Below are 797 nucleotides of genomic sequence, written 5' to 3'. Positions count from 1 at the left end.
CTGTTATTATTTCGCCACTGTTACAGCCATCGCTGATAATTATTTGGGTGGATGCCTCAAAATTATAGAGATCTAAAATATGACCAAAACCAGATCCATGACCGCTCCAATAGTAAAGAACAACATCATCGAAGTCCTCTTCCTCTGCTATTTTTAAAATTTCTTCTTCAGGAGGTAATCCCTTTTTTAAGAAGAAAAATGATACTTCCCATCCCAATCCACTTCTGTTTAGCACATCTGCCATAGCTTTAATATCCTTGTAAAAGTATGGACCATCATAATCACCGTCTTGACCATGAACAATTGCAAATCTTTTAGTAACACCATCACCTAACTTTTGCACTGATATTTTAAATGCAAAATCATAACTTGCCTCTCTCCAACCAAGTCCATCCCATTCATCAAAATAGGCAGGATGATCCTTATAAACATCTTCCTTGCTATGGTACCACTTGTAATAATTTCTTTCATTACCACCATCGCAAGATAGAACTATGTAGTAAATTTTATTAGTTGAATAAATTAAAACATTTGAATCGCTCAGATCAATATCTAGCCATCCTTCTTGATTAACATTATCTACACTGATATTTTTTGAAAAAACTACCTCACCCTTTGTAAAGTTATCTTTCATTATAGAGAGCTTCAATGGGCTTGTAATAGGTTTAGGTGAGCTACTGTATCCTTCGCTTTTCTTATTTTTACCTAGGATTTTTGAAATGAGTAGAGAGATTATATCTTTAAGAGAAGATTTGCCAAGGATACGAATTTTATTTAAAATAGAATTATCTGAATTA

General features: G+C 33.4%; 1 protein-coding gene. It reads right to left on the bottom strand.

All coding sequences use genetic code 11. From position 1 onward, the window contains the following. Nucleotides 1-797: universal stress protein (locus tag H5T45_07710; protein ID MBC7129583.1), on the bottom strand; the 797-nt coding region annotated here is incomplete at both ends.

The sequence above is a fragment of the Thermoplasmatales archaeon genome (genome assembly GCA_014361245.1).
Taxonomy (GTDB): Archaea; Thermoplasmatota; E2; order UBA202; family JdFR-43; genus JACIWB01.
Note: the sequence above shows the minus strand (reverse complement) of the source record. Positions and strands in the feature narration are given on the sequence as shown.